This is a genomic window from Pseudomonas sp. Au-Pse12 (genome assembly GCF_021341665.1).
Classification (GTDB): Bacteria; Pseudomonadota; Gammaproteobacteria; order Pseudomonadales; family Pseudomonadaceae; genus Aquipseudomonas.
The window spans coordinates 1-7,825 of sequence record NZ_JAJTTH010000027.1 but is presented as its reverse complement, the minus strand read 5'-3'; the positions used below and the strand labels follow the sequence as shown (position 1 = coordinate 7,825).

Genomic DNA, 7,825 nt, shown 5'->3' with positions numbered 1-7,825 from the left:
GGCTTTTCCAAAGTGACCCGCTGTAAGAGCGGAACCGCCAGTGGCCGCGACCGCAGCAACGGATATGTACGCCAAGCGCCCCCAAGTGCACGCGGTAAGAAGGTAACTCCGCGTCATCGTTGACGAGTTTTGCTGGCAGCCGACACCCACAGGGAAATCGCTGATTTGACAGCTGCCGTTCGCAAGACCGCCTGGCCGGGACTTCATTAAATCCAATCGATTGCAGTCAAGAACGCGAGCACAGAAATATTTTAAAGAAAGCTGCGACGAATGATGGCCAATCGCCCAGGAACTCGGCAAAATCCGTACACTCTTCAGGGCTTTCAAGGATTGATATTGATGACATGGCCAGTCACTCTGCACCTCAGCGACACCGCATACCCCCTCAGCGCAGCGCAAAGAACCGCCTATAGCTTGGCCGCTGAATTGGCTATTCAGATCACTCCTGAGCCTGGTTTTATAAACCTCACGATCTACCCTTCCAGCGCCCAAACAGCCCTCTCTATTGATCACGCACGGGCGCTAGTTCTCCAGCATCTGAATGACTTTGCTTTACGTGACCACATCCATAGTGAAACGGCTGGATTGCGAGAAGTCTTGGCACGTGCCGCACTCACTGGATGTGGATTGCCTCAATGACCTTGATAGCCACCGAAACCCAAGGTTATCGCCTCCTGCCATTTCGCTTCATGCGTATGAGTTCAGGGAATGAACGGGATATTTTGCTTACTTCTGAAACAGGCGAGTACCTCCATGTCACCGATCCACAACTTCGAGATCTAAGTTTTAAGCGCGTACAGCCAGGAACCTCTCTATACAAGGATCTACTCGCTCGTCATTTTATTTACGAGCCAGATCAACACGATCCAATTCCGGAGATGGCGGCGCAGTACCGCAGTCGGAAAGACTTCCTCCTGCAAGGTCCTGCATTACACCTGTTTGTGGTGACTCTGCGTTGCAACCATACATGTCAGTATTGCCAAGTATCACGTGCACCTTTAGGTGGCTCTGGACATGACCTTTCCGAAGCAGATGCACGTGCTGCCGTAGACCGCATGTTCGAGTCGAACGCTCGAGCCCTCACGGTAGAGTTCCAAGGTGGCGAACCTCTATTGGCCTTTGAACGCGTCCGCCAGATCACCGAATGGATAGTGGAACGGAACGTCGTGGAACAGCGCGATATCCAATTCGTCATCACAACCACACTCCATCACTTGACCGAAGAAGTTCTCGTCTTCGCCAAGAAGCATCACATCCAGTTTTCTACTTCGCTCGATGGACCGGCGTCATTACACAACGCTAACCGCCCCACTCCCTCCCGAGACTCTTATGAACGAACCCTAGACGGCATTAGTCGCGTCCGCGAACACCTAGGCCATGAAGCTGTCTCGGCTCTAACGACGTTAACGGCGAGGAGCCTTGAGCAACCAAGAGCGATCATCGACGAGTATGTAGCCCGGGGGTTTTCCAGTATCTCCCTTCGCCCTTTAAGTCCCTACGGTTTCGCCTCGAAAGGTGCACAACGGCTGGACTACTCGATGGAGCGTTATTTGGCGTTCTACAAGGAAGCGCTGGCTTACCTGCTGGAGATCAATCAACAAGGTGTGTACTTATCAGAGAGCTACGCGAGTCTACTGCTAAAGAACATCCTCACGCCTTTCTCATCTGGCTATGTCGATCTGCGCTCACCTGCCGGTGCCGGCACTGCGGCCTTGGTTTATAACTACGATGGCTACGTGTACCCATCTGACGAAGCAAGAATGCTGCTGGAAATGGGCGAGGATGGTTTGCGTTTAGGCAGCGTGCATCAGCCGTTAGCCGAGCTACTACGCTCACCAGTCATGGAAGCATTACTAACAAGTGGTGTTGCCGAAACACTACCGGGCTGCGTGGATTGCGCACTCGTCCCCTATTGCGGCGCCGACCCTGTGGAACACTTCGCACGCCAAGGCGATCCGATTGGTCACCGTGCCTTCAGTAGCTTCTGTAAGAAAAATCTAGGACTACTGCAACATCTATTCGAACTATTGAGAGATGGCGGCGATGATATCCAACGCGTCTTGCTTTCCTGGCTAAATCGTCGCGCCTACTCCGAAATCCTCTTCCCTGGGTATCGAGGGTAGGAACGATGCTAAGAAAAGATACCCATTTCGAGATCCAGCATCTAATTGAACCTAAGTTGCTGAAGGTCGTCACCGTAGACGAGTTCATTGAACAAGGCGTATCCATCTGCGCTGGGGACGTGAGCTTCGACGATCTAATACTGTGGCTGCCAGATGCCGAGCTTCAACGTAACCCGCACTTACTATCATTACCCGTTGGAGGCTTCCTTACTCCGGAACAACTTAGCGGGAGTGCAGAGGTCGGCAAGCTGCGACTTCACTCCCCAAAAGATCCAGATGTCGTTCGCCCTGGTGACGTAATTGCCATAACACCCGGAAGCCCGATCGTCCGAGTTCTCTATCGACGCGGCTCCGACAGTAACCTGCTGTTCATGACTGATCGTTGCAACAGCCTCTGCTTGATGTGCTCCCAACCACCTAAGGATATTGATGATCGTTGGCACATTGAGGAGAACCTTCGTCTGATCGATCTAATGGATCCTGGTGAGGAGAACCTAGGCATCAGCGGCGGGGAGCCCACGCTCTACCGCGACGGTTTGTTGGAAATCTTAGCCAAGTGCAAAACTGTGCTTCGACAAAAATCTATTCATGTATTGAGTAATGGCCGGCTGTTCAAGGATCCGAGTTGGATAGAGTCACTTGCTCATATCCAACATCCGCAACTAAGTTGGGGCATCCCACTGTATGCCGACAACGCAAGAGATCATGACCACGTAGTGCAGGCGCCAGGGGCCTTTAGCGAAACACTCCAAGGGCTGTACAACCTCGCTCGAGCCAACCAGATCATCGAGATTCGCGTCGTCCTCAACCGACTGACCACGCCACGACTTCCAGAGCTCGCTCACTACATTTTCCGTAATTTGCCCTTCGTACGACATATTGCACTGATGGGTATAGAGAGTACTGGCTTAGCACGAAAGCATTATGAGGAGCTGTGGATTGATCCTCTGGATTACCAAGAGTCGCTAAGTCAGGCCATCTACTTTCTGCACAACCGAGGATTGCCGGTCTCAATCTATAACCTCCCTCTGTGCCTGGTGCCTGCGCATCTCTCACGCTTTGCACGCCAGAGCATCTCAGACTGGAAGAATCTGTTCATCGACACCTGCCAACAATGCGCCGCAGCTCATCAATGCTCGGGCTTTTTCAAATCTCATACCGCGCGCTGGCAAAGCCGTGGGATAAAAAAACTATCAACTGAGGCATTCAATGCCTACGCAAGGAGCGCACAGTGAAACTGCTTGATCGCTGGAAAATCCTGATTGGGGGCATAACCCTGTTGCCGGTCGCGAGTATCAACCTTGCCCAGGCCAACCCAATGCCACTTGCCGATGCAAATTGGGAGCCACGGGAGAAGAGTCAGCCACCAGTCTTTGCCGACACGCTCAATGCCCCTGACGCGACCAATATGTACGCAGCTCACCGCTCGCATAGTTCACACCGCTCGCACAGCTCCCATAGCTCTCATTACAGTGGATCAAGTGGCTATAGCGCGCCTCGCTACTACAACCCTCCTGCCACGAGCACTCGCAGCTACAACACACCAAGCAGCTCGAATTACGGTTCAAGCAGCTCTTCCGGCTCATCAACCAGCAACTCTTTTTACCAATCATCTGGTACATCGACAGGCACGACCTCAACGACTACTCGAACACGACCTAGCGAAGTACAGAAAAGCAACCTGGTCATACGAGTGCAAACGGCCTTAATGGTGCGCAGGTACTACCAAGGAGCAATCGATGGCGTGATGGGCAAAGGGACTCGAGGAGCACTGATGTCGTTTCAAACGGACAACGGCCTGACTGTGAACGGGCAGATGGACACACCAACATTAAACGCATTGGGCATTCGTATTCCTTAGGTGCCAGCAGTGCGGCCCATCGTTTCACCGTGGTGCGGGATCTGATGGACACGCTGTCCACGCTTAATCTGAAAGACATTGCCGACTGCGACCTGACGCGGGTCACCCGAGGGGTGCATCTGCTCACCCGGGAGGGTTGCGCGGTGCTGGAGGTGATTCAGTGGCGAACAGAGCAAGAGGCATGAACGCCATTGAACTCAACCAGCGCGTAAAACGCACTTGGCTTGGCTTTGGCTTTTGATCTGGCTTTGGCCTTTGATCTTCCTGCCCCGTTAACCACGATGGCCGAACGCAGGCATTGAGCCGTGGGTAACCCGGCAGGACGCCGGGTTAGCCGCCCCAGGCCATGGATGGCCTGTGGCGGCGGCCCACGGATCAATGCCGGAGAGAGGGCATGCCGAGCCTAGGCGAGGCACCGAGTGGAGGGGCAAGCGTTTTTTGGTTCCTTTTTGTGGCGTTTGAAAAAAAGGGACTCGCCGTAAGGGCGAAACCGCCAGTGGCCACACCCGCAGCAACAGATATGTACACCCCCCGTACCCAAGCCCACGCTGAAAGAAGGTGCCTGCGCGTCATCGTTGGCGAGCTTCGCTGGCAAGCCAGCTCCTACAGGGTTCGCTGCGAAATCGCCAGTTGCCTCCCTTTCACCCAACAACCCGCCCCAATCGCACCGCCACACTCGCCGCCTGCTCCGCACTGCCCACATTGGTAAACCCCATCACCAACCCCTGCCTCCCCCCTTCCCCCAGATACCACTGCGACAACGGCTCCACCACAATCCCCACCTCCCGAGCCCGCTGGGCAATCTGCACATCGTCCCCCTCCCCCAGCCCAGCCACCACATGCATGCCCCCCGCCTGCGGGTCTATCTGCAAACGCCCACCCAACGCCTGGTGCAACGCCTCCACCAGCCACTGCCGCCGACGCGCATACAGGCCCCGCATCTTGTTCAGATGCCGAGCAAAGTGCCCCTCGTTGAGAAAGGCCGCGACCGTCGCCTGCAGCAGGTGCGGGCAGTGGTTGTGCAAACGATCCGCCTGGCGGGCGAACGCTGGGGTCTGTTCGGCGGGCACCACCAGGTAGGCCAGGCGCAGCCCCGGAAACAGGACTTTGCTGAAGGTGCCGGTGTAGAGCACGCGGCCCTGCTGGTCGAGGCTCTTGAGGGCCGGCAGGGGCTTGCCCTGGTAGCGGTATTCGCTGTCGTAATCGTCCTCGATGATCCAGCTGCCCTGACGATTGGCCCAGTCCAGTAGGGCCAGGCGGCGTGGCAGCGATAGCGACACTCCCAGCGGGCTCTGGTGGGTCGGGGTGACCACGGCAAAGCCGGCCTCGGGGGCGCGGGCGATGCCTTGGGCGACGTCCAGGCCTTGATCGTCCACGGGCACCGGCATCAGCTGTGCACCGGCTTCCAGCAGTGCGTTCCTGGCCATGAAGTAGCCGGGCTCCTCCAGCCAGCAGGTTTCGCCCGGACGCATCAGGGTGTGGCTGATCAGGTCGAGGCAGGCGCGGTAACCGGCGCAGACGAAAATCTGCTCCGGGTGGCAGGTGATGCCCCGGGAAATCCCCAGGTAGGAGGCAATGGCCGCCCGCAGCGGGGCGTAGCCGCGCGCGTCCGGGTAGACCAGGCCTTCGACGCCCGCCTGGCGCAGTTGCCGGCCCGCCAAGCGGGTCCAGAGCTTGCGCGGAAAGGCGTCCAGCGCTGGCAGGCCCATTTGCAGCGCCAAGGGCGACATGCCGGCATGGGTGGCTTGGTGGGTCGTTGCAGCCACCGGGGCGCGCTGCGCGGGCGCGGAAATCGGCGCCAGTTGCGGGGTGACAATGGTCCCGGCGGCGCCGCGAGCAATCAGGTAGCCCTCGCCTATCAGCAGTTGGTAGGCGGCTTCCACGGTGCCCCGCGCCAGGTTGAGTTCCGCCGCCAAGGCGCGAACCGCCGGCACGCGGTCCCCCGGGCGCAGGCGGCCATCGGCGATGGACTCGCGAAACCGCTGGTACAGCTGGCGATAGATCGGCGCCGTCTGGCTGCGGTCCAATTCGAAAGGAAGGATCATGGCCTAGTCATTTGTGCATTTTTTGGCCCTGTAGCTTAAGCCATCGACCTTTTAAAGTGGGCCATCTCTTTTCAGCGGATGACGGACATGCCCTACACCCTTCAACACCTCGATACCGAGGCGGCCCTGGCGGCCAGTTTCGACGTGATGCGTGTCTTGCGCCCGCACCTCACCCGCCCGGCGGCCTATGTCGCCCAACTGGCCCGGCAAACCGAGCAGGGCTACCGTTTGCTCGCCGCGTGGGACGCCGAGCGCATCGTCGGCCTGGCGGGTTACCGCGAGCTGGAAAACCTGCTCTACGGGCGTTTCATCTACGTCGATGACCTGGTGGTGAGCCCGGAGCTTCAACGCAGCGGCTTGGGAGCGCGGCTGTTGAGCGCCGTGCGGGATGAGGCCGTGCAGCGTCAATGCGAGCACTTCGTGCTGGATACCGGCCTGCATATGCCCCTGGCCCAGCGCTTCTATTTCCGCCAGGGGTTGCTGGCCCGCGGCATGCACTTCACCGAGCGGCTTCGCGGTGGGGAGCCGGCATGAACACTGTTCTGTTGATCAACGCCAGCCCCCATGGCCAGGTTTCCCAGGGGCACCGGCTGGCAATGGAGCTACTGAGCTCCCTGCGCCAACGCTATCCGCAGCTCGAACTGGTCGAGCGCGATCTGGGGGCGCAGCCGTTGCCACCGCTGGGCCTGGACTACGCCCACGCCCTGACCACCGCCACGCCCTTCGACGCGCCACTGTTCGAAGTGTCCGAAGGGTTGATTCGTGAGTTGGAGCGCTGCGATGTGCTGCTGATTGCCACGCCCATGCACAACTTCACCCTGCCGGCGGCGCTCAAGCTGTGGATCGACTATGTGCTGCGCATTCACCGCACCTTCAGTTCCGGCCCAGAGGGTAAGGTCGGCCTGCTCAAGGACCGCCCGGTGCATGTGCTGGTGAGTTCCGGCGGCTTTCACCAGGGCGAACGGGCAGCCCAACCGGATTTTCTGACGCCTTACCTGCGCCAGGTGCTGAACACCCTCGGCCTGTTCGACCTGCAGTTCACTTATCTGCAGGGCTTGGTATTCGGTGACGAAGCGGTGCGCGCAACCCTCGACGAGGCCCGCGGCGCACTGTCCTCCCAGCCACTGTTCACCCCCCTTGTTTGCGCTTGATCACTTTTTTCTCCAGCGGAGTTTCACCATGAGCCAACTCAGACTGCCCTTTGCCACTTTGTCGCCGGCCGCCTATCAAGGCCTGCTCGCCACCAACACCGCCCTGGCCGCCAGCCCCCTGGGCCTGCCCTTGCTGGAACTGGTGTATTTGCGCGTGTCGCAGATCAACGGCTGCTCGTTCTGCCTGGGCAAGCACTCACAGACCCTGCGTGAATGTGGAGTCGCCCAGGACAAACTGGATTGCCTCGCCGGCTGGCGCGTCAGCGAACTGTTCAACGACCGCGAGCGCGCGGCCCTGGCCTGGGCCGAAACCCTCACCTACGTCCACGACAAGGGCGCGCCGGACGCGCTGTACGAACCGCTGAAAGCGCACTTTAGCGAGGTCGAGATTTCCGACCTGACCTTGGCCGTGTCCTTGATGAATGCCTTTAATCGGCTGGCGGTGGGCATGAAGCTCTGAGAGCGAGGCCACTGTCGACAGTGTTGGCTTTGCTTTGGGCTTTGCTTTGGCCTTTGATCTGGCTTTGGCTTTGGCTCTTGATCTTCCTGCCCCTTCAGGAGGCCGAACGCAGGCGTTGCGTAGGGGGCAGCTCGGCATGGATGCCGAGCTAGCCGCCCCAGGCCATGGATGGCCTGGGGCGGCGT

General features: G+C 58.5%; 8 protein-coding genes and 1 pseudogene. 8 read left to right on the top strand and 1 reads right to left on the bottom strand.

What is annotated here, in order from left to right:
• Positions 1 to 270: 270 nt before the first annotated feature.
• From hxsD to LXM55_RS32175, 5 genes and pseudogenes are all read left to right on the top strand, one after another.
• Positions 271 to 639 carry a His-Xaa-Ser system protein HxsD gene (gene hxsD, locus LXM55_RS32195; RefSeq protein WP_233324176.1) on the top strand — a complete coding sequence of 123 codons (369 nt, stop codon included), beginning with the start codon at positions 271 to 273 and terminating at the stop codon, positions 637 to 639.
• Positions 636 to 2,123, top strand: a complete 1,488-nt coding sequence (gene hxsB / locus LXM55_RS32190; RefSeq protein ID WP_233324175.1) for a His-Xaa-Ser system radical SAM maturase HxsB — start codon at positions 636 to 638, stop codon at positions 2,121 to 2,123. Before hxsD ends, hxsB begins: the two co-directional genes overlap by 4 nt.
• A 5-nt stretch (positions 2,124 to 2,128) precedes the next feature.
• The gene (gene hxsC / locus LXM55_RS32185; protein ID WP_233324174.1) at positions 2,129 to 3,358 is read left to right on the top strand and encodes a His-Xaa-Ser system radical SAM maturase HxsC; all 1,230 of its coding nucleotides are present in this window, start codon (positions 2,129 to 2,131) and stop codon (positions 3,356 to 3,358) included.
• A complete protein-coding gene (gene hxsA / locus LXM55_RS32180) occupies positions 3,355 to 3,984 on the top strand; it encodes a His-Xaa-Ser repeat protein HxsA (RefSeq protein ID WP_161759774.1) in 630 nt (209 codons plus the stop codon). The genes hxsC and hxsA overlap by 4 nt, the downstream gene beginning before the upstream one ends.
• A gap of 2 nt (positions 3,985 to 3,986) precedes the next feature.
• Positions 3,987 to 4,169: pseudogene (locus tag LXM55_RS32175) on the top strand (hypothetical protein); the annotation flags it as partial.
• 456 nt (positions 4,170 to 4,625) lie between these two features.
• On the opposite strand, the gene pdxR reads toward LXM55_RS32175, so the two are convergent.
• The gene (gene pdxR, locus LXM55_RS32170; RefSeq protein ID WP_233324173.1) at positions 4,626 to 6,029 is read right to left on the bottom strand and encodes a MocR-like pyridoxine biosynthesis transcription factor PdxR; all 1,404 of its coding nucleotides are present in this window, start codon (positions 6,027 to 6,029) and stop codon (positions 4,626 to 4,628) included.
• 87 nt (positions 6,030 to 6,116) lie between these two features.
• Between pdxR and LXM55_RS32165 the strand changes: the two genes are divergently transcribed.
• Genes LXM55_RS32165 through LXM55_RS32155 form a run of 3 tightly spaced genes read left to right on the top strand, consistent with a single transcriptional unit; the run spans position 6,117 to position 7,640 of the window.
• Positions 6,117 to 6,563: a GNAT family N-acetyltransferase gene (locus LXM55_RS32165; RefSeq protein ID WP_233324172.1), complete on the top strand. Its 447-nt coding sequence runs from the start codon at positions 6,117 to 6,119 to the stop codon at positions 6,561 to 6,563.
• A complete protein-coding gene (locus LXM55_RS32160) occupies positions 6,560 to 7,180 on the top strand; it encodes an FMN-dependent NADH-azoreductase (RefSeq protein WP_233324171.1) in 621 nt (206 codons plus the stop codon). Before LXM55_RS32165 ends, LXM55_RS32160 begins: the two co-directional genes overlap by 4 nt.
• Positions 7,181 to 7,208: 28 nt before the next feature.
• Complete coding sequence (locus LXM55_RS32155) at positions 7,209 to 7,640, top strand: carboxymuconolactone decarboxylase family protein (protein ID WP_102863378.1); 432 nt, start codon at positions 7,209 to 7,211, stop codon at positions 7,638 to 7,640.
• Positions 7,641 to 7,825: the final 185 nt, after the last annotated feature.

Excerpts from the sequence above, each read along its gene's own strand:
- hxsD (WP_233324176.1), top strand. The coding sequence starts at position 271 with ATGATGGCCAATCGCCCAGGAACTCGGCAAAATCCGTACACTCTTCAG.
- hxsB (WP_233324175.1), top strand. The coding sequence starts at position 636 with ATGACCTTGATAGCCACCGAAACCCAAGGTTATCGCCTCCTGCCATTT.
- hxsC (WP_233324174.1), top strand. The coding sequence starts at position 2,129 with ATGCTAAGAAAAGATACCCATTTCGAGATCCAGCATCTAATTGAACCT.
- pdxR (WP_233324173.1), bottom strand. The coding sequence starts at position 6,029 with ATGATCCTTCCTTTCGAATTGGACCGCAGCCAGACGGCGCCGATCTAT.
- LXM55_RS32165 (WP_233324172.1), top strand. The coding sequence starts at position 6,117 with ATGCCCTACACCCTTCAACACCTCGATACCGAGGCGGCCCTGGCGGCC.
- LXM55_RS32160 (WP_233324171.1), top strand. The coding sequence starts at position 6,560 with ATGAACACTGTTCTGTTGATCAACGCCAGCCCCCATGGCCAGGTTTCC.
- LXM55_RS32155 (WP_102863378.1), top strand. The coding sequence starts at position 7,209 with ATGAGCCAACTCAGACTGCCCTTTGCCACTTTGTCGCCGGCCGCCTAT.